The sequence below is a fragment of the Dokdonella sp. genome, assembly GCF_051958935.1.
Classification (GTDB): domain Bacteria; phylum Pseudomonadota; class Gammaproteobacteria; order Xanthomonadales; family Rhodanobacteraceae; genus Dokdonella_A.
The window spans coordinates 1-26,908 of record NZ_JBQCFP010000134.1 but is presented as its reverse complement, the minus strand read 5'-3'; the positions used below and the strand labels follow the sequence as shown (position 1 = coordinate 26,908).

General features: G+C 65.8%; 40 protein-coding genes and 1 pseudogene. 2 read left to right on the top strand and 39 right to left on the bottom strand.

Translation table 11 applies throughout. The features are described from left to right. The 3 genes from ACTHK2_RS13395 to ACTHK2_RS13385 form a co-directional block, all read right to left on the bottom strand. Positions 1-2,070, bottom strand: coding sequence for a S46 family peptidase (locus tag ACTHK2_RS13395; protein WP_440246210.1), 2,070 nt, complete (start codon positions 2,068-2,070; stop codon positions 1-3). 85 nt (positions 2,071-2,155) lie between these two features. Next, positions 2,156-3,142 carry a malate dehydrogenase gene (locus ACTHK2_RS13390; protein WP_440246209.1) on the bottom strand — a complete coding sequence of 329 codons (987 nt, stop codon included), beginning with the start codon at positions 3,140-3,142 and terminating at the stop codon, positions 2,156-2,158. A 61-nt stretch (positions 3,143-3,203) separates the two neighbouring features. Then, a complete protein-coding gene (locus ACTHK2_RS13385; RefSeq protein WP_440246208.1) occupies positions 3,204-4,400 on the bottom strand; it encodes an aminotransferase class I/II-fold pyridoxal phosphate-dependent enzyme in 1,197 nt (398 codons plus the stop codon). A gap of 176 nt (positions 4,401-4,576) precedes the next feature. On the opposite strand from ACTHK2_RS13385, the gene ACTHK2_RS13380 reads away from it, so the two are divergent. Beyond that, entirely contained in the window at positions 4,577-4,843 is a 267-nt protein-coding gene (locus ACTHK2_RS13380) for a GlsB/YeaQ/YmgE family stress response membrane protein (RefSeq protein ID WP_440246207.1), read from the top strand. A gap of 202 nt (positions 4,844-5,045) precedes the next feature. On the opposite strand, the gene ACTHK2_RS13375 is transcribed toward ACTHK2_RS13380, so the two are convergent. The 4 genes from ACTHK2_RS13375 to ACTHK2_RS13360 form a co-directional block, all read right to left on the bottom strand. Next, entirely contained in the window at positions 5,046-5,474 is a 429-nt protein-coding gene (locus ACTHK2_RS13375; RefSeq protein WP_440246206.1) for a hypothetical protein, read from the bottom strand. A gap of 7 nt (positions 5,475-5,481) precedes the next feature. Beyond that, positions 5,482-5,961, bottom strand: a complete 480-nt coding sequence (locus tag ACTHK2_RS13370) for an N-acetyltransferase family protein (protein WP_440246205.1) — start codon at positions 5,959-5,961, stop codon at positions 5,482-5,484. A 118-nt stretch (positions 5,962-6,079) separates the two neighbouring features. Continuing rightward, entirely contained in the window at positions 6,080-6,457 is a 378-nt protein-coding gene (locus ACTHK2_RS13365; protein ID WP_440246204.1) for a GNAT family N-acetyltransferase, read from the bottom strand. 314 nt (positions 6,458-6,771) lie between these two features. Next, complete coding sequence (locus ACTHK2_RS13360; protein ID WP_440246203.1) at positions 6,772-7,299, bottom strand: peptidylprolyl isomerase; 528 nt, start codon at positions 7,297-7,299, stop codon at positions 6,772-6,774. A gap of 168 nt (positions 7,300-7,467) precedes the next feature. On the opposite strand from ACTHK2_RS13360, the gene typA reads away from it, so the two are divergent. Beyond that, the gene (gene typA, locus ACTHK2_RS13355) at positions 7,468-9,300 is read left to right on the top strand and encodes a translational GTPase TypA (RefSeq protein ID WP_440246202.1); all 1,833 of its coding nucleotides are present in this window, start codon (positions 7,468-7,470) and stop codon (positions 9,298-9,300) included. Between the two features lie 87 nt (positions 9,301-9,387). Here the strand turns inward: typA and ACTHK2_RS13350 are convergent, their stop codons facing one another. The 32 genes and pseudogenes from ACTHK2_RS13350 to ACTHK2_RS13195 form a co-directional block, all read right to left on the bottom strand. Then, positions 9,388-10,779 (bottom strand): class II 3-deoxy-7-phosphoheptulonate synthase, encoded by a 1,392-nt coding sequence (locus tag ACTHK2_RS13350; protein WP_440246201.1) that lies wholly within the window; start codon positions 10,777-10,779, stop codon positions 9,388-9,390. Positions 10,780-10,861: 82 nt separating this feature from the next. Next, positions 10,862-11,380 (bottom strand): disulfide bond formation protein B, encoded by a 519-nt coding sequence (locus ACTHK2_RS13345; RefSeq protein WP_440246200.1) that lies wholly within the window; start codon positions 11,378-11,380, stop codon positions 10,862-10,864. Between the two features lie 199 nt (positions 11,381-11,579). After that, entirely contained in the window at positions 11,580-11,807 is a 228-nt protein-coding gene (locus tag ACTHK2_RS13340; RefSeq protein ID WP_440246199.1) for a hypothetical protein, read from the bottom strand. A gap of 95 nt (positions 11,808-11,902) precedes the next feature. Then, complete coding sequence (locus ACTHK2_RS13335) at positions 11,903-12,373, bottom strand: hypothetical protein (protein WP_440246198.1); 471 nt, start codon at positions 12,371-12,373, stop codon at positions 11,903-11,905. After that, entirely contained in the window at positions 12,318-12,707 is a 390-nt protein-coding gene (gene rplQ, locus ACTHK2_RS13330) for a 50S ribosomal protein L17 (RefSeq protein WP_440246197.1), read from the bottom strand. Before rplQ ends, ACTHK2_RS13335 begins: the two co-directional genes overlap by 56 nt. Positions 12,708-12,967: 260 nt before the next feature. After that, a complete protein-coding gene (locus tag ACTHK2_RS13325) occupies positions 12,968-13,966 on the bottom strand; it encodes a DNA-directed RNA polymerase subunit alpha (RefSeq protein WP_440246196.1) in 999 nt (332 codons plus the stop codon). A 79-nt stretch (positions 13,967-14,045) separates the two neighbouring features. Then, positions 14,046-14,678 (bottom strand): 30S ribosomal protein S4, encoded by a 633-nt coding sequence (gene rpsD, locus ACTHK2_RS13320; protein ID WP_440246195.1) that lies wholly within the window; start codon positions 14,676-14,678, stop codon positions 14,046-14,048. A 14-nt stretch (positions 14,679-14,692) separates the two neighbouring features. Beyond that, positions 14,693-15,085: a 30S ribosomal protein S11 gene (rpsK, locus tag ACTHK2_RS13315; RefSeq protein WP_440246194.1), complete on the bottom strand. Its 393-nt coding sequence runs from the start codon at positions 15,083-15,085 to the stop codon at positions 14,693-14,695. Positions 15,086-15,106: 21 nt separating this feature from the next. Continuing rightward, positions 15,107-15,463, bottom strand: a complete 357-nt coding sequence (gene rpsM / locus ACTHK2_RS13310; protein ID WP_440246193.1) for a 30S ribosomal protein S13 — start codon at positions 15,461-15,463, stop codon at positions 15,107-15,109. 117 nt (positions 15,464-15,580) lie between these two features. Further along, positions 15,581-16,894 (bottom strand): preprotein translocase subunit SecY, encoded by a 1,314-nt coding sequence (gene secY, locus ACTHK2_RS13305; RefSeq protein WP_440246192.1) that lies wholly within the window; start codon positions 16,892-16,894, stop codon positions 15,581-15,583. A gap of 4 nt (positions 16,895-16,898) precedes the next feature. Continuing rightward, entirely contained in the window at positions 16,899-17,339 is a 441-nt protein-coding gene (rplO, locus tag ACTHK2_RS13300) for a 50S ribosomal protein L15 (RefSeq protein ID WP_440246219.1), read from the bottom strand. Between the two features lie 59 nt (positions 17,340-17,398). Continuing rightward, a complete protein-coding gene (gene rpmD / locus ACTHK2_RS13295; protein ID WP_440246191.1) occupies positions 17,399-17,605 on the bottom strand; it encodes a 50S ribosomal protein L30 in 207 nt (68 codons plus the stop codon). Beyond that, positions 17,598-18,110 carry a 30S ribosomal protein S5 gene (gene rpsE / locus ACTHK2_RS13290; RefSeq protein WP_440246190.1) on the bottom strand — a complete coding sequence of 171 codons (513 nt, stop codon included), beginning with the start codon at positions 18,108-18,110 and terminating at the stop codon, positions 17,598-17,600. Before rpsE ends, rpmD begins: the two co-directional genes overlap by 8 nt. A 183-nt stretch (positions 18,111-18,293) precedes the next feature. Beyond that, positions 18,294-18,647, bottom strand: coding sequence for a 50S ribosomal protein L18 (gene rplR, locus ACTHK2_RS13285; protein WP_440246189.1), 354 nt, complete (start codon positions 18,645-18,647; stop codon positions 18,294-18,296). 95 nt (positions 18,648-18,742) lie between these two features. After that, positions 18,743-19,270 (bottom strand): 50S ribosomal protein L6, encoded by a 528-nt coding sequence (gene rplF, locus ACTHK2_RS13280; RefSeq protein WP_440246188.1) that lies wholly within the window; start codon positions 19,268-19,270, stop codon positions 18,743-18,745. A gap of 20 nt (positions 19,271-19,290) precedes the next feature. After that, positions 19,291-19,686 carry a 30S ribosomal protein S8 gene (gene rpsH / locus ACTHK2_RS13275; RefSeq protein WP_440246187.1) on the bottom strand — a complete coding sequence of 132 codons (396 nt, stop codon included), beginning with the start codon at positions 19,684-19,686 and terminating at the stop codon, positions 19,291-19,293. Between the two features lie 103 nt (positions 19,687-19,789). Beyond that, positions 19,790-20,095, bottom strand: a complete 306-nt coding sequence (rpsN, locus tag ACTHK2_RS13270) for a 30S ribosomal protein S14 (protein ID WP_440246186.1) — start codon at positions 20,093-20,095, stop codon at positions 19,790-19,792. Between the two features lie 25 nt (positions 20,096-20,120). After that, positions 20,121-20,660 carry a 50S ribosomal protein L5 gene (gene rplE / locus ACTHK2_RS13265; RefSeq protein ID WP_440246185.1) on the bottom strand — a complete coding sequence of 180 codons (540 nt, stop codon included), beginning with the start codon at positions 20,658-20,660 and terminating at the stop codon, positions 20,121-20,123. An 11-nt stretch (positions 20,661-20,671) separates the two neighbouring features. Further along, positions 20,672-20,986, bottom strand: coding sequence for a 50S ribosomal protein L24 (gene rplX, locus ACTHK2_RS13260; RefSeq protein WP_331650485.1), 315 nt, complete (start codon positions 20,984-20,986; stop codon positions 20,672-20,674). Positions 20,987-20,999: 13 nt separating this feature from the next. After that, positions 21,000-21,368: a 50S ribosomal protein L14 gene (gene rplN, locus ACTHK2_RS13255; protein WP_131994950.1), complete on the bottom strand. Its 369-nt coding sequence runs from the start codon at positions 21,366-21,368 to the stop codon at positions 21,000-21,002. A gap of 28 nt (positions 21,369-21,396) precedes the next feature. Then, positions 21,397-21,660, bottom strand: coding sequence for a 30S ribosomal protein S17 (rpsQ, locus tag ACTHK2_RS13250; protein ID WP_131994953.1), 264 nt, complete (start codon positions 21,658-21,660; stop codon positions 21,397-21,399). 1 nt (position 21,661) lies between these two features. Next, on the bottom strand, positions 21,662-21,856 hold the full coding sequence (gene rpmC / locus ACTHK2_RS13245) for a 50S ribosomal protein L29 (protein ID WP_131994956.1): 195 nt from the start codon (positions 21,854-21,856) through the stop codon (positions 21,662-21,664). Next, positions 21,856-22,269: a 50S ribosomal protein L16 gene (rplP, locus tag ACTHK2_RS13240; RefSeq protein WP_131994959.1), complete on the bottom strand. Its 414-nt coding sequence runs from the start codon at positions 22,267-22,269 to the stop codon at positions 21,856-21,858. Before rplP ends, rpmC begins: the two co-directional genes overlap by 1 nt. Positions 22,270-22,272: 3 nt before the next feature. Then, positions 22,273-22,980 (bottom strand): 30S ribosomal protein S3, encoded by a 708-nt coding sequence (gene rpsC, locus ACTHK2_RS13235; protein WP_131994962.1) that lies wholly within the window; start codon positions 22,978-22,980, stop codon positions 22,273-22,275. A gap of 17 nt (positions 22,981-22,997) precedes the next feature. Next, positions 22,998-23,327 carry a 50S ribosomal protein L22 gene (rplV, locus tag ACTHK2_RS13230; protein WP_131995520.1) on the bottom strand — a complete coding sequence of 110 codons (330 nt, stop codon included), beginning with the start codon at positions 23,325-23,327 and terminating at the stop codon, positions 22,998-23,000. 11 nt (positions 23,328-23,338) lie between these two features. Continuing rightward, complete coding sequence (gene rpsS / locus ACTHK2_RS13225) at positions 23,339-23,617, bottom strand: 30S ribosomal protein S19 (protein WP_440246184.1); 279 nt, start codon at positions 23,615-23,617, stop codon at positions 23,339-23,341. A gap of 3 nt (positions 23,618-23,620) precedes the next feature. Then, a complete protein-coding gene (gene rplB, locus ACTHK2_RS13220) occupies positions 23,621-24,448 on the bottom strand; it encodes a 50S ribosomal protein L2 (RefSeq protein ID WP_131994968.1) in 828 nt (275 codons plus the stop codon). 48 nt (positions 24,449-24,496) lie between these two features. Then, positions 24,497-24,787, bottom strand: coding sequence for a 50S ribosomal protein L23 (gene rplW / locus ACTHK2_RS13215; protein ID WP_440246183.1), 291 nt, complete (start codon positions 24,785-24,787; stop codon positions 24,497-24,499). Then, positions 24,784-25,386 (bottom strand): 50S ribosomal protein L4, encoded by a 603-nt coding sequence (rplD, locus tag ACTHK2_RS13210; RefSeq protein WP_440246182.1) that lies wholly within the window; start codon positions 25,384-25,386, stop codon positions 24,784-24,786. Before rplD ends, rplW begins: the two co-directional genes overlap by 4 nt. Positions 25,387-25,396: 10 nt before the next feature. Then, on the bottom strand, positions 25,397-26,041 hold the full coding sequence (gene rplC, locus ACTHK2_RS13205) for a 50S ribosomal protein L3 (protein WP_440246181.1): 645 nt from the start codon (positions 26,039-26,041) through the stop codon (positions 25,397-25,399). A 23-nt stretch (positions 26,042-26,064) separates the two neighbouring features. Continuing rightward, the gene (gene rpsJ / locus ACTHK2_RS13200; RefSeq protein ID WP_131994980.1) at positions 26,065-26,376 is read right to left on the bottom strand and encodes a 30S ribosomal protein S10; all 312 of its coding nucleotides are present in this window, start codon (positions 26,374-26,376) and stop codon (positions 26,065-26,067) included. A gap of 391 nt (positions 26,377-26,767) precedes the next feature. Then, positions 26,768-26,908, bottom strand: a pseudogene (locus ACTHK2_RS13195) (hypothetical protein); the annotation flags it as partial.

The window sequence follows — 26,908 nt, the reverse complement described above, 5'->3', positions numbered from 1 at the left end:
TCAGCGGCGTGCGGACTCCAGCTCGTGCACGAGGTGCCCGGCGCCGTAGACCTTGCCGAGCGCCTCTAGGATCGCGCTGCTGTGCACGGATACGGTGCGGTTGAGGCGCTCGTCGAACCAGTAGTTGCCCCCGAGCGAGTGGATGTTGCCGTCGAACACGAGGCCGACGATCTCGCCGCGGGCGTCGACGAGCGGGCTGCCCGAGTTGCCGCCGATGATGTCGTTGGTCGTCACGAGGTTCATGCGCGTACGCAGGTCGAGGCGATCCTTGGCAGCGAGCCAGGATGCCGGCAGTGCGAACGGATAGGCGCCGGTCGCATGGGCGAACGTGCCCGCGATGTCGGTGAACGGCGGCACGGGAGTGCCGTTCTCGTCCCAACCGCGCACTTCGCCGAACGAGAAGCGCTGGGTGAAGGTCGCATCCGGGTAGACACCGGTGCCGTACTTCTCGAAGCGCGCGGCGGCGATGAGTTCGGCGTTCTTGTCGACGATCGCTTCGACCTCGTTCTCGTAACGCGCGCGGATCCCGCGCGCGTCCGGATCGACGGTGCGCGCGAGCACGATGAACGGATCGTCGGACTTCGCGACCGCCTCGGCGCCGCCGTCCCAGAGCGCCTTGCGCACGGCCGGGTCACCGAGGCGGGTACCCGCGACGAGGCGTCGCGCGACGGCATCGGGCGCGTCGTTGCCGAGCACCTTGCGCACGAAGGCGTCGTCGGTGCCGAGCGCCTCGCGCAGCTTGGACAGCGACCAGCCGAGCGTGACCTGCTCGTAGTCGGGATAGACCGGCGCGCTCGAGAACAGCTTCTGGGTCACGCTCGGCAGCTTCGAGTCGGTGTATTCGCGCAGCCGCTCCGCGTTCGGCTTGGCGCGTTCGGCCGTGCCGCGCACCAGCATGCGTGCGTAGTCGTAATATCCCGAGAATAAGCCGCGGCGTGCCTCGACGTACTTGTAGCGTGTTTCGATGGTGCGATAGGCCGCCACCGCCTTGGCGATCGCATCCCAGGCGCCGCCGTACTTCGCCTTGCGGTCCGGGTCCGCATCGACGAACGCGCGCAACTCGGCCTCCTGCTTGCGCTTGAGCGCGAACACCGCCGGATCCTGCAGCGCGAGCAGGCGGCCGCGCAGCGCCTTGAACGAGTTCTCCACGCTGAAAAGATCGTGCTGGCCGATGCGCCAGTGCTCGGGCGACTCGCTGCGGAACTGCTCGATCAGGCCGCGCTGTTCGGCGAGCAGGAAGAGCCGCGGTATGAGATCGAGGTCGCGCGCCGATTCGAGCTCGGCGATCGTGAGCTGGCGGTCGGTGCCGCCCGGGTTGCCGATCGTGACGACCATCTCGCCTTCGGCCGCGCCATCCTTCGAGAACGGGAAATAGTCGGCGACCGTGGCCGGCTTGCCGTTTTCCCATGCGCGCAGCATGCCTACGTCGAGGTCGTAACGCGGGAAGTTGAAGTTGTCCGGATCGCCGCCGAAGAACGCCATCGCGAATTCGGGCGCGAACATCAGGCGGACGTCCTGGTAGCGGTGGTACTTGTAGAGTGCGTAGACGCCCCCGTGATAGAGGTCGATCACGTCACAGCGCGTCGTAGCGCTGTCGTTCGCGACGCACTCCTTCTCGATCTCGGACTTGATCGCCTTGTCCGCCTTGCTGAACGCCTCGCCGCTCTTGCCGGCGGTCGTCTGCTTCACGCGCGTGCTCACGTCGGTGATCGTGTCGAGGCGGTTGAGCTCGATCTCGGGGCACTTGATCTCGTCCTTCTCCTCCTTCGCGAGGAACCCGGACTTGATGAAGTCCTTGTCGGCGGTCGACAGCTGCTGCACGCACGAGTTGACGCAATGATGATTGGTCAACACGAGCCCGTTGGGCGAGACGAACGAACCCGAACAGCCGCCGGCGAGGCGAAGGGCGGCGTGCTGCGCATGCGCGGTCCATTCGGCCGTCGGCGTGAAACCGTACTTCGCCTGGAGCTGCGCCACCGGCAGGTTGTCGGGCGTCCACATGCCTTCTCCGGCGAGCGCGGCGGAACCGATGGCGAACGCGAGAAGGACGCCGACTGCGGGCTTGTACATGGGGGGTTCCTTGTTGATCGTCGCGCCCGGATAGCCGAGGCATTCCGCGGGAAAGCGGCGCCCGTCGCGCGGGCGCCGCGAAGGATCAGCGCTTGGCGAACAGGTGCTCGACGCCGGCGCGCTCCTCGCGCAGTTCCTTGTCGGTCGCGTCCATGCGTTCGCGCGAGAACGCACCGATCTCCAGGCCCTGCACGATCGTGAACTTGCCGTCCTTGACCGTCACCGGATAGCCGTAGATCACGCCGGGCTGGATGCCGTAGGAACCGTCCGACGGGATGCCCATCGAGACCCAGTCGCCGTCCGGGGTGCCGCGTGCCCAGTCGCGCATGTGGTCGATCGCCGCCGATGCCGCGGAAGCGGCCGAGGAGGCGCCGCGCGCCTTGATGATCGCGGCGCCGCGCTGCTGCACGGTCGGGATGAATGTGTCCTTGTACCAGGCGCCGTCGACCGCATCGATCGCTGGCTTGCCGTTGACCGTCGCGTGGTGGATGTCCGGATACTGCGTCGAGCTGTGGTTGCCCCAGATCGTCATGCGCTTGATGTCGGTCGTGTGCGCACCGGTTTTTTCCGCGAGCTGCGACAGTGCGCGGTTGTGGTCGAGGCGCACCATCGCGGTGAAACAGTTCGGGTCGAGGTCCGGCGCGTTGGCTTGCGCGATCAGTGCATTCGTGTTGGCCGGATTGCCGACCACGAGCACCTTGACGTTGCGCTTGGCATGGTCGTTGAGCGCCTTGCCCTGCGGCGCGAAGATCGCGCCGTTCGCCTCGAGCAGGTCCTTGCGCTCCATGCCCGGGCCGCGCGGACGCGCGCCGACGAGCAGCGCGTAGTCGACGTCCTTGAACGCGACGTTGACGTCGTCGGTCGCGACGACGCCGGCGAGCGTCGGGAACGCGCAGTCGTTGAGCTCCATCACCACGCCCTGCAGCGCGGGCAGCGCCGGGGTGATCTCGAGCAGGTGCAGGATCACCGGCTGGTCGGGACCGAGCATGTCGCCGGCAGCGATGCGGAACAGCAGGGCGTAGCCGATCTGGCCGGCGGCGCCGGTGACGGCAACACGGACGGGGGTCTTCATGGGGTGCTCCAGTGAACGTTGAACGGAATCGGCGCGCGGCGGCAAGAAACGCCGCGTGCACTCACTTCAGTTCGGCGAAGAACTCGCGGAACCGCTTCAGCCCTTCGGGCAACTGCGCCGTCGGGCAGGTGTAGGAGATGCGCAGCGCGTTCGGCTCGCCGAACGCGGAGCCCGGCACGCAGGCGACGCCCTTGACCTCGAGCAGCGCATCGCAGAGGTCCACGTCGTTGGCGATGGTGCGTTCGCCGTGGCGCTTGCCAAACGCGCAGGAAATATCCGGGAACACGTAGAACGCACCTTGGGGACGCGGGCAGACCACGCCCGGGATCGCATTCATGGCCGCGAGCACCTGGTCGCGCTTGGCCTGGAACTCGGCGCACTTCTGCGTCGGCACGTCCTGCGGACCGGCGAGCGCGGCGACCGCGGCCGCGGTGACGATCTCGGGCACGTTGGTGATGTGGTTGGAATTGAGCGTGACGAATGCCTGCGCGACCTTTTCCGGCGCGGCGATGAAGCCGACGCGCCAGCCCGGCATCCCGTAGGTCTTGGAGATCGAGTCGACGTGGATCGTGCGCTCGCGCAGCTCCGGCCGCGCGTTGACGAAATTGTGGTAGCCGACGCCGTCGAAGACCATGCGGTTGTAGATGTCGTCGCAGACGATCCACACGTCCGGATGCTTGACCAGCACGTCGGCGAGCGCGGCGATCTCGGCCTTCGTGTAGACCATGCCGGTCGGGTTGTTCGGATTGTTGAACAGGAACAGCTTCACGCCCGGCAACGCGGCATCGAGCTGGGCAGGCGTCAGCTTGTAGTTCTGGCTGGCCGGGCACGGCATCAGGCGCATCTTCGCGTCGACGATCTCGGCGATGTCGACGTAGGTGGTCCAGTACGGCACCGCGAACGCGATCGTGTCGCCCGGATCGAGCAGGGCCTCGGCGAGGTTGTAGAGGACGTGCTTGGCGCCGATGCCGGCAGCGACGTTCTTGCGCGTGTAGCCCGTGAGGCCGGTGCCGTCGAGATGGTGCAGGAACGCGTCGAGCAACGTCTCGGCGCCGCGGTTGGACCCGTACTGGCCGCTGTCCTTCGCGAGCGCGTCGCGGACCGCGGCGTACACATGGTCGCCGGGCAGGAAGTTCGGCACGCCGATCGAAAAACTGACGATGTCGCGGCCTTCGGCCTTGAGTTGCTTCGCCTTTTCGGCGACGGCCATGATGGCACTGGGCTTGGCGCGGCTCATGCGCGCAGCGAGAGTCGGCATGCGATTCCTCGGCAGGAGACGGGCTCCAGATGGAGCCGGACAGCCCAAAATTCTAGCACAGCGCCACGTGCGGCCCGGCCGACGGCGGGGGCGTGCGGTCGCCGCATCGCAATAAGCCACGAGTCAGGCGCATGCGCTAGAGTGCCAGCGGCCTTTCGCCGCCAGGAGGAGTTGCCATGCAATACGTGTGGATGTTCATCGTCGGCCTGCTCGTCGGCATCGTCGCGAAGTTCCTCATGCCCGGGAAGGATCCGGGCGGCTTCTTCGTCACCGGCCTGCTCGGCGTCGCGGGCATGTTCGTCGGCGGCTTCCTCGCACAGACGCTCGGTTTCAAATCCGCGGTCAGCGGCACGATCGAACCATCGGGCTTCATCGGCGGCGTGATCGGCGCGATCATCCTGCTGATCATCTACCGCCTGTTCCGCCGCAACCGGCCGGCCTGACGCGCAAGCCCGACGAGCAAGGAGCTGGCTCCGCTCGAGTCCGTTGAATCGCCACCAGCCCGTGCTGGTGGTTTTTTTTGGGCGTGCGTCCACCCGGCTGTCCGCCCACGGCACCGCGCCAGCCCGATGTACATGCGCCCGCCGCCGTGCGACGAAGCGGCGGCGCGGCGACGCAGGGTTTTCCCTCGTCGTGCTCAAGGCGTCAGCCGATCATCCCGGCCAGCTTTCGCGGGGCGAGCAGCAGGTAGCTCCTGCGCACGAGCGTGCCTACGTCTTCCCAGTCTATCGGGTCGGCGAGCTCGAGCCCCATGATGTCGGGAAACCATCTCGGCCGGAAAAACGGTGGAGCATTGAAACGTTCTGGTTGAAACGCCTTCTCGACCGTCCGAAACGTGAGGAGGTAGGACGGCCCCTGGAGGCGGGAGGCTTCGGCATAGGCAGGGGGCCAACCCTCCTGCAGCACCAGGACATGCGCGAACGTTTTCTGGCGCACGCGCCAGCGTACGCCGACCCAGGCATCCTCTTCGTGGCTTTCCGGGAGCTTCGCGCAGATCGAACGGAGCCTTTCCAGCACCGGATCCGGCGGTCGCGGCGACGGACGGCTGCCGTGGGATCGCTTCATCGTGACCATGAAGGTTTCACGCGGGCGGATGCGCGAGGGCACGACGCAGTGTCACGACGGGAATCCCGCCCGAATCGAGTTCGAAGCCGACGACCTGGAAGCCGCTGCGCAGGTTGAGCACGATCATCGGATTGTTCGAGGCTCGGGTACGCGTTTCGACGAACGTGTAGCCGAGCCTCGCGACATGTTCGTGCTGCCGACGCATCAACTCGACAGCCACGCCCACTCGCCGCACGGAAGGGTGCACGCCACCGAGCCAGCTGTAGAAGAGCCGGGCACCGCGGCGGTAGCCGAGCTTGAATCCGACCACTTCTTCCCGATGCCGGGCGAATACCAGCAGCGGGTCGGCCACGTGTTGCAGCCGTCCGAGGTAGGCGGGCTCGAAATCGGGAAAGATCTCGCTGCAGATGGGCAGCAACAGCGCAGCGACGTCATCCCGATCGACGTCATGGAATCGGTAGTCGATCTCCTCGGGACGTATCGCGGAAGCGTTCATCGGCCTCGTCGGCGGTGGTGGCGCGCACGCGAATTCAACCGGAAAACTCGAGGAAACGGCAATAGATCGGGCGCTCCGCCAAGCCACGACCCTGCGGCGAGTCGTGACATCGCCCCCATCAAACCGATGGACTTTCGCGCACTCCTTTGCCGGCGACGTCGGCGCCGAGCACACGCTCGAAGCGCCAGACATCGAGCGGGAATGGGCCTTCGGCGGTGTCGGCGGGCACGCACTCCACGCCGGTCATCGTCCAGCCAGCCTTGCGATAGAAGCGGGCGGCGCGTTCGTTGCCAATGGCGCACGCCAGCCAGGGCCTCGAAATCCCGCTGGCGAGGAAACACGCCTCCGCGTCGCGCATCAGCGCCTGCGCCACGCCCCGGCCACGTGCCTCGGCGGCAACGTAGATCTGGTAAAGCTCGTCGCCCTTGATCCAGTGGAAGCCGAGGGGTCCGCCACGTTCGCCGATGGTCCTCACCGAACCGAGTGCCGTGCGCATGCGTCCCACGAAACTCTCCGCGGTCCGCAGACGCGCGAGCGCTTCGGGCAGGATCCCCGCGTGCGCGTCAGTCCATCCCTGGTGCCACAGGCGCGCGAGCGGAAGGAGGTCCTCGTCCAGCGCGTCACGTATTTCCATGGCTCACCTTGCGAAGATCGGCGATGGCAGCGTGTGTGCCCTGGCTTCACCTGTATCGCAGCCCGGGCTGCGAGCCAGCTCGATCGGCGAAGCCGGCAACCTGGCTGCGGACGACGATTCGTTCGCCCGCGCGCAGGTTGGCGTCGCTCGCAGCCATGGCCTCCGACCCGGGTGCCTCAGCCGCGATCGAGCACGGCGTTCCAGGCATCGAGGTGGGCTTGCTCCTGAGCGAACAGCGGCGCGGTATCGCCCTTGATCGTGATGGACTCGATGCGGTCGCCGCCCTTGATCTTGTCGACGATCGCCTGGTCGCCCGGGCCGACGACGCTGCCGAATACGGTGTGCTTGCCGTCGAGCCAGGGCGTCGGCACGTGTGTGATGAAGAACTGGCTGCCGTTGGTGCCGCGGCCCATGCGCGAGCCCGCGTTGGCCATCGACAGGATGCCCGGGCGGTCGTGCTTGAGCGAGGGCACGATCTCGTCGTCGAACTGGTAGCCCGGTCCGCCGGTACCGCTGCCCTGCGGGCAACCGCCCTGGATCATGAAGTCCGGGATCACGCGGTGGAACGTCTTGCCGTCGTAGAAGCCGCGGCGCGCGAGGTTGGCGAAGCTCGCGACGGTCATCGGCACCTGGTCGGCGAACAGGCGCAGGTGGATGGTGCCGTGCGCGGTGGCGATCTCGGCGGTCAGCTCGGGAAGGGACATCGGGATACTCCGGGTTCGTGGGACGCGCAGCCTAACCGATCCGCGCGCCCGATTCCCGAACAGGCCGGCAGCGCCGGTCGATTCCGGCTATACTATCCGGCTGACTTGCGGCTCTGCCGCCCCCGATCCCCAGACCGGCCGCATCGACGGCCGCAGGCCCCCGCCCCGATGTCCATCGAAAACCTCCGCAATATCGCGATCGTCGCCCACGTCGACCACGGCAAGACCACTCTCGTCGACTGCCTGCTCAAGCAGTCCGGGACGTTCAGCGAACGCACGGTGCTCGCCGAGCGCGTGATGGACTCGAACGACCAGGAAAAGGAACGCGGCATCACGATCCTGTCGAAGAACACCGCGATCACCTGGCAGGGTAACCGCATCAACATCGTCGACACGCCGGGGCACGCCGACTTCGGCGGCGAGGTCGAGCGCGTGTTGTCGATGGTCGACACCGTGCTGATCCTCGTCGACGCGATGGACGGGCCGATGCCGCAGACGCGCTTCGTCACGCAGAAGGCGTTCCAGATGGGCTTCCGTCCGATCGTCGTGATCAACAAGATCGATCGCCCCGGCGCGCGGCCCGACTGGGTGCTCAACCAGACGTTCGACCTGTTCGACCGCCTCGGCGCGACCAACGAGCAGCTCGACTTCCCGGTCGTCTACGCCTCGGCCCTGCACGGCTACGCGAGCCTCGACCCGGAGGCACGCTCGGGCGACATGACGCCGCTCTACGAAGCCATCATGCAGCACGTATCGCCGCCGCAGGTCGACCTCGACGGCCCGTTCCAGATGCGCATCAGCCAGCTCGACTACAACAACTACGTCGGCCTGATCGGCATCGGCCGCGTGCAGCGCGGCAAGGTGCGCACCAACATGCCGGTCACGATCATCGACCGCGAAGGCAAGCGCCGCAACGCGAAGGTGCTGCAGGTGCTCGGCTTCATGGGCCTGGAGCGACGTGAGGTGCCGGAGGCCGAGGCCGGCGACATCATCGCGGTCAACGGCATCGAGGCGCTCGGCATCTCCGACACGATCTGCGCGCCGGAAGCGCCGGAGCAGCTGCCGGTGCTGACCGTCGACGAGCCGACGATCAGCATGACGTTCCAGGTCAACAACTCGCCGTTCGCGGGCAACCGCGACCACAGCGGCGGCAAGTTCCTCACTTCGCGCCAGCTGCGCGACCGCCTGCTGCGCGAGACCCTGCACAACGTCGCGCTCAAGGTCGAGGAAACCGAGGACCCGGACAAGTTCAAGGTCTCCGGCCGCGGCGAACTGCACCTGTCGGTGCTGATCGAGACGATGCGCCGCGAAGGCTACGAGCTCGCCGTGTCGCGCCCGGAAGTCATCATCAAGGACATCGACGGTGTGCCTAGCGAACCGATCGAACAGCTCGTGTGCGATCTCGAGGAACAGTACCAGGGCGGCGTGATGGAGCGCCTCGGCATGCGTCGCGGCCAGCTCGTCAACATGGAGCCCGACGGCAAGGGCCGCGTGCGCCTCGAGTACATGATCCCGGCGCGCGGCCTGATCGGTTTCCAGACCGAGTTCCGCACGATCACCGCGGGCACGGGCCTGCTGTTCCACGTGTTCGATCATTACGGCCCGAAGGCGGAAGGCGCGATCGCCAAGCGCCCGAATGGCGTGATGATCTCCAACGGCCAGGGCCCGGCGCCTGCGTATGCGCTGGTCGGCCTGCAGGAACGCGGCCGCCTGCTCGTCAGCGAAGGCGACGAGATCTACGAGGGCCAGCTCGTCGGCATCCACGCCAAGGACAACGACCTCACGGTCAACGCGCTGCGCGCGAAGCAGCTCACCAACATCCGCGCCGCGGGCAAGGACGACAACGTGCAGCTGACGCCGCCGATCCGCATGTCGCTCGAGCAGGCGCTCGAGTTCATCGAGGACGACGAGCTCGTCGAGGTCACGCCGAAGGCGATCCGCCTGCGCAAGAAGCACCTCACCGAGAACGACCGCAAGCGCGCCTCGCGCCAGGCGGCCTGAGGCGTTGGGCGCACGCGCCATGTGCGTGTGCCCATCCGGGTCTCCGTTTCGACGACGCGCAGCGGCTGCACGGGCGCTGCGCGAAGGTCACCCGCTCGCCTGCAACGCGCCGCGCTTGCGCACGATCAGCATCGCCAGTTCGAGCGACTGTTCGTAGTTGAGGCGCGGGTCGACCTGCGACTTGTACGCACGCGCGAGATCGGTTTCCGTGAGGTCGCGCGCCCCGCCCATGCATTCGGTGACGTTCTCGCCGGTGAGCTCGAGGTGCACGCCGCCGAGGCGCGTTCCGGCCGCGGCGTGCACGTCGAATGCGCAGTCCAGTTCGCCGCGGATGTTCGCGAAGCGGCGCGTCTTGACGCCGTTGCCGACGGTCTCGGTATTACCGTGCATCGGATCGCACACCCACAGCGGCGTGTGCCCGCTTCCGGCCATCGCCGCGAGCAGCGGCGGCAGCGCGGCTTCGATCTTCGCCGCGCCCATGCGGTGGATCAGCGTGAGGCGTCCGGGCTCGCGATCGGGATCGAGTACGTCGACGAGGCGGCGCAGCTGGTCGGGCGTCACCGACGGACCGATCTTGACCGCGATCGGATTGCGGATGCCGCGGAAGTACTCGACGTGCGCGCCGTCGAGCGCCGCGGTGCGCATGCCAATCCACGGGAAATGCGTCGACAGGTTGAACCAGCCAGACTGGCGCGGCACCTGCCGCGTGAGGGCCTGCTCGTAATGCAGTACGAGCGCTTCGTGCGACGTGTAGAAGTCGACACGCTGGAAATTGCCGAGCGGCTCACCAGCGAGCGTCTCCATGAAACGCAGCGAGTTGCCGATCGACTCGACCATCGCGCGGTACTCGTCCTGCAGCGGCGAGTGCTTCACCCAGCCGAGGTCCCAGTATTCGGGGTGATGCAGGTCGGCGAAACCGCCGTCGACGAGCGCGCGTACGAAGTTCATCGTCATCGCCGAACGCGCATGGCCGCGGATGAGGCGCTGCGGATCCGCGCGGCGCGCTTCCGCGGTGAACGCGGCCGCATTGACGAGGTCGCCTCGGTAGCTCGGCAGCGTCGTGCCGTCGCGGGTCTCGTAGTCCGTCGAGCGCGGCTTCGCATACTGCCCCGCGAAGCGGCCGACGCGCACGACCGGGAGTTTCAGCCCGTGCACGAGCACCAGGCTCATCTGCAGCATGACCTTGAGCCGGTTCGAGATCAGCGGCGACGTGCAGTCGTCGAAACTCTCCGCGCAATCGCCGCCCTGCAACAGGAATCGCTCACCCGCGGCCGCTTCGGCGAGCAGGCGCTTGAGCGAGAGGATTTCCCAGGACGTGACCAGCGGCGGCAATTGCGACAGCTGCGCGAGCGCGTGGGTGAGCTCCGCCTCGTCCGCATAGACCGGCTGTTGCGTCTGCGGGCAGGCTTGCCACGACGACGGCGACCATTCCACCGGCGCGTGGCTGGGAGGTGCGATGCGTTCCGGGACGGAGGCCATGGCGATCGTCGATTGCTGCAATGCGGAAAACGATCATGCCACAGGCTTCGCCACCGTCATACAGACGGCGGCGTATCGGCGGCTAGGCGATCCGCCGGCGAAATCCGGCCCAGAGTGCACCGCCGCCGAGCAATACGTAGCTGATCAGGGTCCAGCCGGGCATCGTGATGCCGAGCAGGCGCCAGCTGCTTTCGCTGCAGTCCCCGCTCGCCATGAAGGCCTTGCGGATCGCTTGGGAGAGCGGGAAACGATTGTCGAACAGCGTGTAGAAGTCCATGCCGCATCCACCCATGAGCGGATCGGGGGGATTCATCTGCATCCACAGGTGCTGCACGGCGATCACGCCGCCGATCACCGCGAACAGCGCGACGAGGAGCGCATACACGCGGCGGCCGAGCGCAGCCGGCGCATGCAGTGCACCGGCGAGGAAGAACACGCCCATGCCGACGAAGGCACCGCGCTGGAACATGCATTTCGGGCACGGCACGATGCCCTGCTGGCGCTCGAGGATGAAGTACGCGTAGGTGACCAGGCCGAAGCAGATCAGCGCTCCGAGCGCGAACTGCGAACGGAAGGACCAGGCGAACGGATTGGGGTTCATGCGTGCTCCGGGGTCGAGGCGGAAATTCTACGTCACGGCCGCGCTGCAGGAAAAACCGTTGCGTCAGCGTGCCGAGGTACATGCAGACCGCGAGCGCGAGCCAAAGTGCCCAGGCCGCGTACTCGACCGTGCGCGAGCGGTGTTCTCGGAAGGCGAGCCAGGGCACGAGCGGCACCAGCGCGTAGCGCAGTTCCACCAGTCACGAGCCGGCGAGGAACAGCAGTGCGACCAGGAACAGTCCGTAGCCCCGGCCGGCCGCAGGCGGTACGTCGCGGGTGAACAGGCCGCGGCAGCCGCCGCGAGCGCCGCGCGCGCGCGCAAGCCACCCTGGTTCGATCAGCAGCGGCAGGTGGCTGTGCACAGTCCGGTCCAGACGACTTCGTGCCGGCACGCCGACGAGCGCGGTCGCGAGCAGCGCCGCGAGCAAGTGCCTGCGCGCCGGCGCACGTGGCCGCGCACGCAGACGCTCGCGACCGCGCAAGTGCTCGTGTTTCCAATCCTCGTGCCGCTGTTCTTCCTCGTCTACACCGACGTGCTCGCGCTGGCGCTGCTGTTGTGGCGCCGCATGGGCGAGCGTGGCCGCAGCGCATGGAAGCCGGCGACCGCGAACAAGTCGAAGTTTTCATTGAGCAGACGCGCGGCATCGAGCGGATCGGCGCCGCACGCGCGCGTGATCGCCGCCACCAGCGCGCGGTAGCCGGGAATCGTCGTGAGTTCCGTCAGGATGCGGTTCGTGCCACGCGGGAAATGCGTGATCTGCGTGAAATGATCGATCTCGTCGGTGAACGGCGTGCGCAGGCGCAGCGCAACGATCGCGGCGACGTAGAGGGCACCGAGCAGGAGACCGAACACCCACGCGCCCAGCGGCGAAGATGCGCGTGCCAGAAACGAAAAACCCCGGACAGGCCGGGGCTTTTCGCTGGGGGCGGCTGCGGCGTCAATCCGCCGACTCGTTGCCGGCGTCGGAACGCGGACGATCGACCAGTTCGACATACGCCATCGGCGCATTGTCGCCGGCGCGGAAGCCGCACTTCAGGAGGCGCAGGTAGCCGCCCTTGCGCTCGCGATAACGCGGGCCGAGTTCGACGAACAGCTTGCCGACTGCTTCCTTGTCACGCAGGCGCGCGAAGGCGAGGCGGCGGTTGGCGACGCCGTCGGTCTTGGCGAGGGTGATGAGCGGCTCGGCGACGCGGCGCAGTTCCTTCGCCTTCGGCAGCGTGGTACGGATGAGCTCGTGCTTGAACAACGACGCCGCCATGTTCTTGAACATCGCTTCGCGATGGCTGCTGGTGCGGCTGAACTTGCGACCCGCCTTCTGATGGCGCATGGAAGAATCCTCTTGTCTCGATTGTTATGAGAAGCCGGAAATCACGGCCCGGCCGCCCGCGGTTACCCGCTGATGATCAGCCCTTTGCGTACGGGCTGTATGTTGGACGTGCGGCCATCGGTGGCCGCTTCTGACTTCGGGCGAAGATGCTTGCGCATCCTCCTGCGGCCAAGCCGGCCGGTGCGGCGATCAAGGGCGATCGCGAAAATCAAACAGCGGCCATGGGCGACGAACGTCACCCATGGCCGCGGAGAAACCCATCAACCGAGCTGCATCCCGTGGACGAGCCCCGGCGGCGGCCAGCTGTCGAGCTTCATGCCGAGCTGCAGGCCACGCTGGTACAGCACGTCCTTGATCTCGGTGAGCGACTTCTTGCCGAGGTTCGGCGTCTTCAGCAGCTCCACCTCGGTCTTCTGCACGAGGTCGCCGATGTAGTAGATGCTCTCGGCCTTGAGGCAGTTGGCCGAGCGGACGGTCAGCTCGAGGTCGTCGATCGGGCGCAGCAGCACCGGGTCGACGCCGCTCTTGTCCGTCTTCGCATCGGAGCTCTCGCGGCGCGCGAAGTCGCCGAACACGCTGATCTGGTCCTGCAGGATCTCGGCAGCCTTGCGCACCGCTTCCTCGGCATCGATCGCGCCATTCGTCTCGACGTCCAGCACGAGCTTGTCGAGGTCGGTGCGCTGTTCGAGGCGCGCGCTCTCGACGTTGTAGGCGACGCGGCGGACCGGGCAGAACGAGGCATCGAGCTGCAGGCGGCCGATCGGACGTGCTTCCTCGTCCGGCAGGCGGCGCGCCGTCGCCGGCTGGTAGCCGACGCCGCGCACGACCTTGAGGCGCATGTTGAGCGCGATGTCCTTGGTCAGGTGGCAGATCACGTGGTCGGGATTGACGATCTCGACCGAATGATCGACCTTGATGTCGCCCGCGACGACGACGCCCTTGCCCTTCTTGCTGAGCGTGAGCGTGGTTTCGTCCTGGCCGTGCATGCGGATCGCGACGTCCTTGAGGTTGAGCAGCACCTCGATGACGTCTTCCTGCAGGCCCTCGAGCGTGGTGTACTCGTGCAGCACGCCGTCGATTTCGACTTCGATGATCGCGCTACCGGGGATGGACGACAGCAGAACGCGCCTCAGCGCATTACCGAGCGTGTGGCCGAAACCGCGCTCCAGCGGCTCGACGACGACCTTGGCGCGGTCGGCGCCGAGGCGTTCGACTTGAATGCCGCGCGGACGCAGCACGTTGGTGGACGATCCCGCCATATGCAGTTGACTCCAAGAACCCTCGCGGATTCCTCAAAGTGATGTGTTCCTGCGAAGGTCCGGGCGGCGCCCGGCCTTCTTACTTCGAGTAAAGCTCGATGATCAGGCTTTCGTTGATGTCCGACGGCAGGTCGGAACGCTCCGGCAGCGCCTTGAACAGGCCGCTCGCCTTCTTCGCGTCGACTTCGACCCACGACGGGACGAGGTCCATTTCCTGCGACACCGTGAGCGACTCCTGCACGCGCAGCTGGCTCTTGGCGCGCTCGCTCAGCGCGATCTCGTCGCCCGGACGAACCTGGTACGACGGCAGGTTGACCTTTTTGCCATTGACGCGGACGGCGGCGTGCGACACCAGCTGGCGCGCAGCGGCGCGCGTCACCGCGAAGCCCATGCGGAACACGACGTTGTCGAGGCGCGACTCGAGCATGCGCAGCAGGTTCTCGCCCGTGTTGCCCTTCTGGCCCGAGGCCTTCTGGTAGTACGTGCGGAACTGGCGCTCGAGCAGGCCATAGATGCGCTTGACCTTCTGCTTTTCACGCAGCTGCACGCCGTAATCCGACAGGCGGCCACGCTTGGCGCCGGCGGCGCCGTGCTGGCCGGGCTTCTGCTCCAGCTTGCACTTCGAATCGAGCGCGCGCGCGGGGCTCTTGAGGCTGAGATCGGCGCCTTCGCGGCGCGCCAGCTTGCAGGTGGGTCCGAGATAACGAGCCATGGTTCCTGTTCCCCTTACACGCGACGCTTCTTCGGCGGACGGCATCCGTTGTGCGGAATCGGCGTCACGTCGATGATGTTGGTGACCTTGAAGCCCGCATTGTTCAGCGAGCGCACGGCCGATTCACGACCCGGACCCGGTCCCTTGATGCGCACTTCGACCGTCTTCACGCCGTAGTCGGCGGCGACGCGCGCCGCCTTGTCGGCGGCGACCTGCGCGGCGAACGGCGTCGATTTGCGCGAGCCACGGAAACCGGCACCACCCGCGGTCGCCCACGAGAGCGCGTTGCCCTGGCGATCGGTGATCGTGACGATCGTGTTGTTGAACGAAGCCTGCACATGGGCGACGGCATCCGTCACCACGCGCTTGGTCTTCTTCTTCGTCTTGGCTGCAACGGGTTTGTTCATTTGCCCGGATATCCTGCGAAATTACTTCTTGATGGCGCGGCGCGGGCCCTTGCGGGTGCGCGCGTTGGTACGGGTGCGCTGGCCACGCAACGGCAGGCCGCGGCGGTGACGCAGGCCACGGTAGGTACCGAGGTCGATGAGGCGCTTGATCGACATGCCGACTTCACGACGCAGGTCGCCCTCGACCGTGAACTTGCCGACCTCATGGCGCAGCTTGTCCACCTCGGCCTCGGTCAAGTCCTTGATCTTGGCCGCAGGATTGACGCCCGCTTCAGCGCAGAGCTTCTTCGCGCGCGAACGGCCGACGCCGAAAATGCTCTGCAGGCCGATCACGACATGCTTCTGAACCGGCAGATTGACACCCGCAATGCGTGCCATGCTTGTTGATCTCCAAAAAAACTACTTAAGTGCGCAGAGAACTTGACATTATATCCGGTTTCCCCCTTCCGGGGAACCCCCGATCCGATCGGGTCCGGATCTGCAGCTTTATGCCGCTCAACGGCCGCGCAAATTCGCCTTCTTGAGCAGACTTTCGTATTGATGCGAAACCAGGTGCGCCTGGATCTGGGCGGTGAAGTCCATGACCACGACCACGACGATCAGCAGCGACGTACCGCCGAAGTAGAACGGGACATGCCACGAGTTGCGCAGGATGTCCGGCACCAGGCAGACCGCCACCAGGTAGAGCGCACCGGCGCCGGTCAGGCGGGTCAGCACGCCATCGATGTAGTCGGCCGTCGCCTTGCCGGGACGGAGCCCCGGGATCAGCGCGCCTGAACGCTTGAGGTTGTCCGCCGTTTCCTGCGAATTGAACGTCAGCGCCGTGTAGAAGTACGCGAACACGATGATGAGCAGCGCGTACAACAGCATGTGCAGCGGCTCGCCCGGCCCCAGGGATGCAGTGAGCACCTGCAGCCAGTGGATCTCGTTCGTGTTGTTGAACCACGTCGCTGCCGTCGCCGGGAACATCAGTAACGACGACGCGAAGATCGGCGGGATCACGCCCGACATGTTGATCTTGAGCGGCAGGTGCGAACTCTGGTTCATGTACGCCTTGCCCGCCCCGCCCTGGCGACGCGCATAGTTCACGGTGATGCGGCGCTGGCCGCGCTCCATGAACACGACGAATGCGGTCACCGCGAGCACGATCACGAACACGATCAGGACGCGCAGGATCGGTAGTTCGCCGGTCTGCGCCATGCCGAGGGTGTGCACGACCGCCGCAGGAAGGCCGGCGACGATGCCCGAAAAGATCAGCAGCGAAATGCCGTTGCCGATGCCCCGTTCGGTGATCTGTTCTCCGAGCCACATCAGGAACATCGTGCCGGCGGTGAGGCCGACCACGGTCGTGAAGATGAAGCTCGGCCCCGGCGCGTAGACGATGCCCGTCTGCGTCTGCAGCATCGAAGCGACGCCGAATGACTGGAACAGGGCCAGCGCGACGGTACCGAAGCGCGTATACGTGGTCAGCTTGCGCCGCCCCGCTTCGCCCTCCTTGCGCAGCTGCTGCCAGCTCGGGATCACGGATGCGAACATCTGCACGATGATCGACGCCGAAATGTACGGAATCACGCCGAGGGCGAAGATCGACAGTCGGCTCAGCGCGCCGCCCGAGAACATGTTGAACATGTCGAGCAGGCCGCCGCCCTGCTGGATGCGGCGCGCCATCTCTTCCGGATTGACGCCCGGCACCGGGATGAACGAACCGAGCCGGTAGACGACCAGCGCGCCGATCACGAACAGCAGGCGCTGCTTCAGCTCGGTCAACTTGCCGAACGAAGCGAGCGGATTGGACTGCGAAGACGCCACGCGCTTACTCCACGCTGCCGCCGGCAGCCTCGATCGCGGCCTTGGCGCCAGCGGTGACCGCCACGCCCTTGAGCTTCACCGCACGCTTGATGTCGCCCTTCTTCACGATCTTCGCGCGCTCGGCGCGCGTTTCGATCAGGCCGGCGGCCTTGAGCACGTCGAAGTCGACCACGTCCGCCTTCAGCGAATCGAGCTGGTACAGCAGCACTTCGCTGATCTCGTGGGCCTTCTTAGAACGGAAACCGACCTTCGGCAGGCGGCGCTGCAGCGGCATCTGGCCGCCTTCGAAGCCGGCCTTGACCTTGCCCTTGCCGGCGCGCGCGTACTGGCCCTTGTGGCCGCGGCCAGCGGTCTTGCCGAGGCCCGAACCGATGCCGCGACCGACGCGGACGCGATCCTTGCGGGCACCGGCGGCAGGCTTGAGTGTATTGAGACGCATGTCGATCGACTCCAGAGAAATTGCTAGGTCGAGGCATCGAACGCGAGTTCAATGCCCCGGGCGCTTCACGCGCCTTCCTCGATGCGGACCAGGTAGCTGACCTGGTTCACCAGGCCGCGCACCGAAGGCGAATCCACCAGCTCGCGCACGTCGTTGAGCTTGCGCAGGCCGAGCGCGCGCACGCTGACGCGATGGCGCTCCTGGCAGCCGTTGATGCTCTTGAACAGGCGGACGCGGATCGTCTTGGCCGCCGTAGCCTTCGTCTTAGCCATTGCCCATCACCTCGTCGACCGACTTGCCGCGCTTGGACGCGATGCGCGCCGGCGACACCATCGCCTGCAGCCCGTTGATCGTCGCGCGAACCAGATTGATCGGATTGCGCGAACCGACCGCCTTGGCCAGAACGTTCTTGACGCCGACCACTTCGAGCACCGCGCGCATCGCACCGCCGGCGATCACGCCCGTGCCCTCAGACGCCGGCTGCATGAACACCTTCGCGGCGCCATGGTTGGCCTTCACCGCATGGAACAGCGTGCCGTTGTTGAGGTCGATCTTGACCATGCCCTTGCGCGCACGCTCCATCGCCTTCGAGATTGCGACCGGCACTTCGCGCGCCTTGCCGTAACCGAAGCCGACGCGGCCATCGCCGTCGCCGACGACGGTCAATGCCGTAAAGCTCATCTGGCGGCCACCCTTCACGGTCTTCGCCACGCGGTTCACCGCGATCAGCTTCTCGAGGAAGCCGTCGCTGTTCTCACGTTCGTTCGCATTCGCCATGTTTCACCTGTCATGCCGCGTGCCGGAGCGATCGCGGACTTCTGCTTGCGGCATTGCCGCTTGGAGTTGTGATGGAACGGTTCCGGAACGGCTCAATCCGGTTGCCACTTGCGCCAGCCCTGGCGCCCGGCTCGCTCGCCGGAGTCGTTCGCCCACGCCGCGGCCGCGAACGGCCGCGGTCGATCAGAACTTGAGGCCCGCCTCGCGCGCCGCTTCCGCGAGCGCCTGGATGCGGCCGTGGTAACGGAAGCCCGAACGGTCGAACGCGACCATCTCCACGCCGGCCTTCAGCGCGGCTTCGGCGACGGCCTTGCCGACGGCAGCTGCCGCGGCCTTGTTCTTGGTGCCCTTGAGGCCCTCGGCGATCGCCTTCTGCGTGGTCGACGCGGCCGCGATGACCTTGTCGCCTTCGGCGGTCTGCACCTGCGCGTAGATGTGCTGCGCGCTGCGATGGACGCTCAGGCGCGGCACGCCCAGCGTACGGATGTGTGCGCGGGTCGACTTGGCGCGGCGGAGTCTTGCGATGTTCTTTTCCATGGTCCTGGTTCCAGAAGCGGATCGGCTGCGATGAACTGCTCTCGGTGGATAGTGCGACCATGGACGGTCGCCCTACGCACGCAGGGACAGCGTACTTACGCCTTCTTGGCCTCTTTGAGGGTGATCTTCTCGCCCGAGTAACGCACGCCCTTGCCCTTGTAGGGTTCCGGCGGACGGAACGAACGGATCTTCGCGGCGACTTCACCGACACGCTGCTTGTCCGCGCCCGCGATCAGGATTTCGGTCTGCGCCGGAACCGTGATCGTGATGCCTTCCGGTGCCTGGAAGACGACCGGATGCGAAAAGCCGAGCGTGAGGTTGAGGTCCTTGCCCTGCAGCGCCGCGCGGTAGCCGACGCCGACCAGCTCCAGCTTGCGCTGGTAGCCTTCGCTGACGCCGGTGACCATGTTGTTGATCAGCGCACGGGCGGTGCCCGCCATCTTCATGTCGCTCGCGTTCTTCACGCTGAGCTGGATCGTGGCGCCATCGACGGCGACGTCGACACCGGCCGGGGCGGGCAACGCGAGCGTGCCCTTCGGGCCCTTCACGGTGATCGCATCGGCCTTGACCTGGCACTCGACGCCCTTGGGCAGGTTGATGGGTTTCTTGGCAACGCGGGACATGTCTTATTTCTCCAAGAAACTTAGGCGACCAGGCCGATGACTTCGCCGCCGAGGCCCTTCTTGCGGGCCTGCGCGTCGGTCATGATGCCGGACGACGTGGAAACGATGGAAATGCCGAGGCCGTTGAGCACCTTCGGCAAGGCGTCCTTGCCGCGGTACACGCGCAGGCCCGAACGGCTGACGCGCTCGATGCGGTCGATGACCGGCTTGCCTTCGTGGTACTTGAGGGCGATTTCGAGCTTCGCCTTGCCTTCGACGGTGCTCGTCTGCACGTCGGCGACGTAGCCCTCGTCCTTCAGCAGGTTGGCGATCGCGTGCTTGACGCGGGAAGCCGGCATCGCCACGGAACGCTTGCCCGTGGCCTGCGCATTACGGATGCGCGTGAACATGTCGGCGATGGGATCAGTCATGCTCATGAAAAGACACCTCTGAGTGCACCGATATCCGCGGAATGCGAATGATCTAATTTGTCGGAGAGCCCGGCCGCCATGGCCGGACCCGGGCGGAGCGATCCGCGTGTTACCAGCTGGCCTTGCGCAGGCCCGGCACGTCGCCGCGCATGGTCGCTTCGCGCAGCGTTTGGCGCGCGAGGCCGAAATTTGGGTAGACGCCGCGCGAGCGGCCGGTCAGTTCGCAGCGGTTGCGCTGTCGCGACGGACTCGAGTCGCGCGGCAGCTTCTGCAGCTTCACCGCCGCGGCGATCTTGTCGTCGTACGACGCGGTCGCGCTGGAAACGATCTTCTTGAGCTCTTCGCGCTTGGCGGCATGCCGCTTCACGAGCTTGGCGCGCTTGAGATCGCGGTTGATCATCGAGGTCTTGGCCATAATCCTGGATCCTGCTATCGCGCTGTCAGTTGCGGAACGGGAAGCTGAACGCTTCGAGCAGCGCCTTCGCTTCTTCGTCGGTACGGGCGGTCGTCGTGATCGCGATGTCCATGCCGCGCAGCGCGTCGATCTGGTCGAAATCGATCTCGGGGAAGATGATCTGTTCCTTCAAGCCCATGTTGAAGTTGCCGCGGCCGTCGAACGAACGTCCCGAGATGCCACGGAAGTCACGCACGCGCGGCAGCGAGATGTTGATCAGGCGGTCGAAGAACTCGAACATGCGATGCCGGCGCAGGGTCACCTTGCAACCGATCGGCCAGTTCTCGCGGATCTTGAACGTCGCGTGCGCCTTGCGGGACAGCGTCACGATCGGCTTCTGGCCGGCGATCTTCGCCATGTCGGCGACGGCGTTCTCGAGGATCTTCTTGTTGCCGACCGCCTCGCCCACGCCCATGTTGAGCGTGATCTTGGACAGGCGCGGCACCTGCATCGGATTGGTGTAGCCGAAACGCTGGGTCAGCTTCGGCACGACCTGTTCTTTGTAGATCTTTTCAAGGCGGGTCATGTCGGCAGGCCTCAGGCGTCGACCACTTCGCCGGACGAGCGGTACACGCGGACCTTGCGCCCGTTCTCGAGCGTCTTGAAGCCCACGCGCTCACCCTTGCCGGTAGCGGTGTTGAAGAGCATTACGTTGGAAATATGGATCGCCGCCTCACGCTCGACGATGCCGCCCGGCTGGTTCGCCTGCGGATTCGGCTTGGTGTGGCGCTTGACCAGGTTGATGTTCTGCACGAACACGGATTCACCCGCGACGCGCGTCACTTCGCCCTTCTGGCCCTTGTTCTTGCCGGCGATCACCAGGACCTGGTCGCCCTTGCGGATACGGTTCATGGCATCAACCTCGTTACAGTACTTCCGGCGCCAGCGAGACGATCTTCATGAATCGCTCGCCACGCAGCTCGCGCGTGACCGGCCCGAAGATGCGGGTGCCGATCGGCTCGAGCTTGTTGTTCAGCAGGACGGCGGCATTGCCGTCGAAACGGATCAGCGAACCGTCCGCGCGACGCACGCCCTTGCGGGTGCGCACCACGACGGCGTCGTAGACCTCGCCCTTCTTCACCTTGCCGCGCGGAATCGCTTCACGCACGGAAACCTTGATCACGTCGCCGATCTGCGCGTACCGGCGCTTGGAGCCGCCGAGTACCTTGATGCACATCAGTTCGCGCGCACCGCTGTTGTCCGCCGCGGCCAGCGTGGTCTGCATCTGGATCATGTCGCTTTCTCCTCCAGTCCCGCCACGCTCAGGCTTCAGCGCGCGTGACGACTTTCACGACGCGCCAGTTCTTGGTCTTCGACAGCGGACGGCATTCCGCGATGCGGACGACGTCGCCTTCCTTGCACTCGCTCGCCTCGTCGTGCGCATGCACCTTGGTGGAGCGGCGCACGATCTTGCCGTACAGCGGGTGCTGCACCTGGCGCTCGAGCAGGACGGTCACGGTCTTGGCCATCTTGTTGCTGACCACGCGCCCCTCGAGGGTGCGCTGCTTCTTCTCATTCTCGCTCATGTCACTGCCCCTGCTTCTTCGCGCCGAGCAGGTGCTTGACCTGCGCGATCTCGCGACGGACGCGGCCGAACTGGTGGGTCTGCGTGAGCTGGCCGGAGCCCTTCTGCATGCGCAGGTTGAATTGTTCGCGGCGCAGTTCGCCGAGATGCTCGGCGAGCTGTTCTGCGTTCTTCTGGCGGAGTTCTTTCAGTTCCATCACAGCACCGTCCGGGCCACGAATTGGGTCTGCACCGACAGCTTGGCGGCGGCGAGGCGGAACGCCTCGCGAGCCTCGACTTCGGCGATGCCCTCGATTTCATACAACATGCGGCCCGGCTGCACCGGAGCCACCCAATACTCGACGTTGCCCTTGCCGTTGCCCATTCGGACTTCGATCGGCTTCTTCGAGATCGGCTTGTCGGGGAACACGCGGATCCACAGCTTGCCGCCGCGCTTGACGTAGCGCGTGATGCAGCGGCGGGCCGCCTCGATCTGGCGCGCGGTCAGGTGACCGTGCGTGGTCGCCTTCAGGCCGAATTCGCCGAAGCTGACCTTGTTGGAGACATAGGACAGGCCACGGTTGCGGGCCTTCTGGACCTTGCGGTACTTGGTGCGCTTGGGTTGCAGCATGACTTACGCTCCCGCCTTCGGCGCGCGACGCTGCGGACGCTCTTCAGCGGCCTCGGCCTTGGCTTCCTGCTGAGATGCATGAAGGTCGAAGATCTCGCCCTTGAAGACCCACACCTTCACGCCGATGATTCCGTACGTGGTCTTCGCCTCGGCGAAGCCGTAGTCGATGTCCGCGCGCAGCGTGTGCAGCGGCACGCGGCCTTCGCGATACCACTCCGAACGCGCGATCTCGGCGCCGTTGAGGCGGCCGGCGACGTTGACCTTGATGCCGAGCGCGCCGAGGCGCATCGCGTTCTGCACGGAGCGCTTCATCGCGCGGCGGAACATGATGCGGCGCTCGAGCTGCTGCGCGATCGATTCCGCGACCAGCTGCGCGTCGAGTTCGGGCTTGCGCACTTCCGTCACGTTGATGTGCGCCGGGACGCCCATCACGTTGGAGACTTCCTTGCGCAGCTTCTCGATGTCCTCGCCCTTCTTGCCGATGACGACACCCGGGCGAGCCGTGTGGATCGTCACGCGCGCAGTCTTGGCCGGACGCTCGATCTGGATCCGGGAGATGCCGGCCTGGGCGAGCTTCTTCTTCAGCAACTCGCGAACCTTGAGGTCCGCGCCGAGGTATTCGGCGTATTCGCGCTTGTTCGCGAACCACTTCGAATTCCAGTCCTTGGCGATGCCGAGGCGGATGCCGATCGGATTGACTTTGTGACCCATCGTAGTCGTCCTGTGCCTTATTCGCCGACAACCACGGTGATGTGGCTGGTGCGCTTGGAGATGCGCGAGCCGCGGCCCTTCGCGCGTGCATGCATACGCTTGAGGATCGCGCCCTCGTCGACGAAGATCTTGGCGACCTTCAGCTCGTCGACGTCCGCACCGAGGTTGTTTTCGGCATTCGCGACGGCCGACAGCAGCACCTTCTTGATCAGGTGAGCCGCCTTCTTGTCGCTGAACTGCAGCAGGTTGGTCGCACGACCGACCGGCATGCCACGCACCTGGTCGGCGACCAGGCGGGCCTTCTGCGGGGAAATGCGCGCGCTGCGCAGGATCGCTTTGGCTTCCATCGTGCTCACCGTCACTTCTTGGCCTCGGCGGCCTTCTTGTCGCCACCATGCCCCTTGAACGTGCGGGTCACCGCAAATTCGCCGAGCTTGTGGCCGACCATGTTTTCGTTGACCAGCACGGGCACGTGCTGGCGGCCGTTGTGGATCGCGAGCGTGAAGCCCACCATCTCCGGCACGATCATCGAACGACGCGACCAGGTCTTGATCGGCTTCTTCGTGTTGCCCGCCGCTTCCACCTTCTTCATCAGGTGATGATCGACGAACGGGCCTTTCTTCAGAGAACGAGCCATTGCTTAACCCCTGCGGTCGCGAACGATGAACTGCGTCGTGCGCTTGTTCTTGCGCGTCTTGTAACCCTTCGTCGGCATGCCCCACGGCGACACCGGGTGCGGGTTGCCCTGGCCGGCCTTCGCCTCACCACCGCCGTGCGGATGGTCGACCGGGTTCATCGCCGCACCGCGAACGGTCGGACGCACGCCGCGCCAGCGCGACGCACCTGCCTTGCCCAGCTTCTCGAGGTTGTGCTCGCTGTTGCCGACTTCGCCGATCGTGGCGCGGCATTCCGCCGGCACCTTGCGCATTTCGCCGGAGCGGAGGCGCAGCGTGGCGTAGCCCTGTTCGCGCGCGACCAGCTGCGCCGAGGCGCCTGCCGAACGCGCGATCTGCGCACCCTTGCCGGGCTTCATCTCGATGCAATGCACGGTCGAGCCGATCGGGATGTTGCGCAGCGGCAGCGAGTTGCCGACCTTGATCGGCGCGTCGTGACCGGACATCAACTGGTCGCCGACCTTCGCGCCCTTCGGCGCGATGATGTAGCGGCGCTCGCCGTCGACGAAGCACAGCAGCGCGATGTGCGCGGTGCGGTTCGGATCGTACTCGATGCGCTCGATGCGGCAGGCGATGCCTTCCTTGTCGCGCTTGAAGTCGATCACGCGGTAGTGCTGCTTCGAGCCACCGCCCTTGTGACGGGTCGTGATGCGGCCGTAGTGGTTGCGACCACCAGTCTTGGACTGCGACTCGGTCAGCGGTGCATACGGCGCGCCCTTGTGCAGACCAGGCGTGGCCACGCGCACGACGGCGCGGCGTCCGGCGGAGGTGGGTTTGACTGTAATCAGTGCCATGATGTTTTTTCCTGATTTCCATGGACGCTCATCGCGCCCATATCCACCTTAGGCCTTGGCCGTCACGTCGATGGTCTGGCCATCGGCGAGTCGGACATAAGCCTTGCGCTTGTTGCTGCGCGTACCGGCGCGGTTGCGGAATGCCCTGGCCTTGCCCTTGACGTTGACCAGGTTGACCGACTGCACCTCGACGCTGAACAGTCCTTCCACGGCCGCCTTCACGTCGGCCTTGGTCGCGGCCTGCGCCACCTCGAACACGTACTGGTTGTTTTCCTGCAGGCGCGCGCTCTTTTCGGAGATGTGCGGCGCGCGCAGGACGCTGTAGAGATGCTCTTTCACGCCAGCCACTCCTCGATACGCTTGAGCGATTCGACCGTCATGACGATCTTGTCCGCGCCGACCAGGCTGACCGGATCGAGCGCCGCGACGTCGACGACGTGCAGGTAAGGCACGTTGCGCGCGGCGAGATACAGCGCCTCGGGCGCGTTCTCGGCGACCAGCACGACGCGGCCTTCGGCCTTCAGATCGTTGAGCTTGGCGACCATCTGCTTGGTCTTGGGCTGCTCGATGCCGAACGACTCGACCACCGAAATGCGGCCCTGGCGGTTGAGTTCCGACAGGATCGAAACCATCGCGCCGCGGAACATCTTGCGGTTGACCTTCTGCGCGAAACTGCGCGGGCGCGCGGCGAACGTGACGCCGCCGCCGACGAAGATCGGGGCGCGGAAGTCGCCGTGGCGCGCGCCGCCGCCCTTCTGCTTCTTGAACTTCTTGGTCGTGCCGGACAGGTCCGAACGCGACTTCTGCGCCTTCGTTCCCGCACGACCGGCGTTGCGATACGCAACGACGACCTGGTGCACGAGGTCTTCGCGGAATTCCTTGCCGAACACCGCCTCGGAGACGGAAACCGGCTTGGCGCCGATGACGTTGAGTTCCATGGCGTCCTCCTTACTTCGTCTTCACGGCGGGACGCACGATCACGTCGCCACCCGGCGCACCCGGCACCGAGCCCTTGATCGCGATCAGATGACGCTCGGTGTCGATCTTGACGATCTCGAGGTTCATCGACGAACGGGTCACGGCGCCCATGTGACCGGCCATCTTCTTGCCCGGAAACACGCGACCGGGCGTCTGGCGCTGGCCGATCGAGCCCGGCGCGCGGTGTGACAGCGAATTGCCGTGCGTCGCGTCGCCCATCGTGAAGTGATGGCGCTTGATCGTACCCTGGAAGCCCTTGCCCTTGCTGACGCCCTGCACGTCGACCTTCTGGCCGACCGCGAAGACCTCATCGGCCTTGACTTCGCCGCCGACGGCGAACTTGCCGAGCTCGGCCGCTTCGACACGGAACTCCCACAAACCGCGACCCGCAGTCACGTTCGCCTTGGCGAAGTGGCCGGCGAGCGGCTTGTTGATCAGCGCAGCGCGCTTCGCGCCGGCGGTGACCTGGACGGCGCTGTAGCCGTCGGCCTCGACGGTCTTCACCTGCGTTACGCGGTTCGGCGTCGCTTCGATCAGCGTCACCGGCACCGAGCGTCCATCTTCGGTGAAGACGCGGCTCATGCCGCATTTACGACCTACCAACCCGATACTCATCGTCGTATCCCGTTACTTGTGCTTCAGTGCAGCTTGATCTGGACGTCGACACCGGCCGCGAGGTCGAGCTTCATCAGCGCGTCCACGGTCTTGTCGTTCGGGTCGACGATGTCCATCACGCGCTTGTGCACGCGCGTCTCGTACTGGTCGCGCGCATCCTTGTCGGCATGCGGCGACACCAGAATGGTGTAGCGCTCGATCTTGGTCGGCAGCGGAATGGGTCCGCGGACCTGTGCGCCGGTGCGCTTCGCCGTCTCGACGATTTCGCTCGCGGAGCGGTCGATCAAGCGGTGATCGAATGCCTTGAGCCGGATACGAATCTTCTGGTCCGCCATTGCCGTGTCCTTGAATCTGAAAGAACGCTGTTCATCGACGACGGAGCTCACTGAACCCCGCCCGCCGCACCCGCTTGGGGACGGCCTTCGAATGCCCGTTGCAGTTACGCGAACGAATGAGCGGACCGAATCCGGTCCGCTCAAACTTGGAACCCACACTCGCAGCCAGCCCGTCCTCGAGACGATCGCCCCGTGTCCGGGCCGCTGCGTCGACATCCTGTCGGCGAACTCGAAGCGCTTCCTGCGCCTCATTTCGCTGTTTTTCGCCGCTGCGGCTCAACCGCAGCGGCAGTGAGCTGTCTACTATAGCAAGACACCCACCGAATGTGAAGCTTTTGCGAAGCGGAATCCCGAGAATTCCTCCCGGGATCCCGAACGGCCCCTTTCGGGCTTACTGGATGATCTTCGCGACCACGCCCGCGCCGACCGTACGACCGCCTTCGCGGATCGCGAAGCGCAGGCCCTCGTCCATCGCGATCGGCGCGATCAGCGTCACGACCATCTTCACGTTGTCGCCCGGCATGACCATTTC